Origin of the sequence: Actinoplanes aureus (assembly GCF_015704865.1) — a bacterium.
GTDB classification, from domain to species: Bacteria; Actinomycetota; Actinomycetes; order Mycobacteriales; family Micromonosporaceae; genus Actinoplanes; species Actinoplanes aureus.
This window is the reverse complement of the sequence record NZ_JADQTO010000087.1, coordinates 1-1699: the sequence shown is the minus strand read 5'-3', so window position 1 is coordinate 1699 and position 1699 is coordinate 1. Positions and strand designations below refer to the sequence as shown.

Annotated in this window: 1 protein-coding gene; it reads right to left on the bottom strand. The window is 67.3% G+C overall.

Features of this window, described 5'->3' with window-relative positions; all coding sequences use genetic code 11:
• Positions 1 to 37 precede the first annotated feature (37 nt).
• Positions 38 to 1603, bottom strand: a complete 1566-nt coding sequence (locus I4J89_RS49030) for an ISL3 family transposase (protein WP_309238816.1) — start codon at positions 1601 to 1603, stop codon at positions 38 to 40.
• Positions 1604 to 1699: the final 96 nt, after the last annotated feature.

The following is a 1699-nucleotide window of genomic DNA, read 5'->3' as shown; positions in this document are numbered from 1 at the left end:
GGATCTGACCCACTTTTCGTGACCGGGATTGACCCGTTCAGGCGAGAAGGATGCGTTTGCGGAGCAGGTCGAGGTTGGCGCGACCGTACATCTGGCGTTTGATCATCTTGATGCGATTGACGTGCCCTTCGACCACGCCTGAGCTGTAGGGCATGGTCAGGCCGTTGACGACGGCGTCGTGGTCACGACGCAGGCCCGCGGTGAAAGACTGCAGGTCGGGCTGGTCGTCGGCTTCGACCGCAGTGATCCAGCCGTTGAGCCGCTGCCCCTGTCGTGATGTCAGGATCTCGGCGAACGTGGAGATGTGCGTGGCCAGGGAGTCGAGATGCGGGCAGTCGGCGCGGGCCCGTGCGAGTTGGTCGCGGTCGTGGTCGGTGAGCCGGTCCGGGTGGGTGAGTAGCCAGCTGGTCAGCTTGCGGGTCTTGGGTGGCCGTCGCGGCGCCGGTGGACGACCGACGGTGGCGCGCAGCGGCCGCAGGTAGGCGCGCAGTGTCGTCGCGCTGCCGCGGTAGCCGCGCTCGCGGATCTCGGCGAACAGCGTGACGGCGTTGGTGACGCCGCTGGTAAGGCGCTGGCGCAGGTAGTCAGCGTGTTCGTCGAGCATGCTCGGGCGCTCGGCACGAGACGACTTGGCAAGAAGCTCGTGCACGCTGGCGGCGCGGGCGAACCGGCGCACGGTGTTACGGGCCAGGCCGAGTTCGCGCATGATCGCCCGGATCGTGGCGCCTTCGGCAAGCAGCGTCTGGATTTGTTGGTATCGCCGCAGGGTGCGCGGTGCCAGCAGTCCTCGCTCGGGTCCGTCGGCGATCACGGTGGCGGCAATTGGCGCACGATCGGCGGGCGCTTGTTCGGGCCTGGCGGTCAGGCAGCGGTGATGCCGCGCGACGGTCTTCTCGGCGTGCTCAGCCAGGTTGTTCCAGAGATGCCATCTGTCGGCGACCTGCACGGCGTCCGGAGCGCCGGCGCGGGCTCCTTCGGCATAGCCGCCGGCTCGGTCTCGGCAGATCACCCGGACTCCGGGATGCGCGGCCAGCCACTGGGCCAGGGTGGCGGCTTGCCGATCGGGCAGCACATCGATCGGCCGGTGAGTCTCGACATCGATCAGCACCGTTGCATATCGGTGTCCGCGACGCAGCGCGAAGTCATCCACACCGAGCACTGTCACCTGGTCCGTGCCGGGATCCGGCAGGCCGCGGATCAGCCGCAGCATACTGCTGCGGCTGGTGACCAGCCCTAACAACTCAGCCAGGCGAGCGCCTGCACGCCCGGCCAGGGCAAGAGCGATCATCTCCAACGACCGCCGCATGATCGGGCTGCGACGAGCCCATTTGCTGGTCAGCCCGGCGACCTGCTCGGCGAACGTCTGAGTCACGCACCCAGCCATGTCGCAGAAGAACCGCCGAACCCGCAGCCGCAACTCGACCGGAGAACCTGCCACCGCGGCATCGGCCAAGCGCCGCTCATACCGGCTATGCACCCGCCCCGAAAGACACCCACATCGCGGACACATCGCCCTGCGACCCCGTGCTCGAACCCATAACCGCAGGCCAGCAGCACCTCGCTCGATCCGCTCAACGACTACAGCCGCGAGGTGAGGCAACACCGCAGCAAGATCAGAAGAACGCACGGCGGCCGACCATACACAGTGGATCAGAAGACGCCAGGGTCAGTCTCGGGTCACGAAAAGTGGGTCAGATCC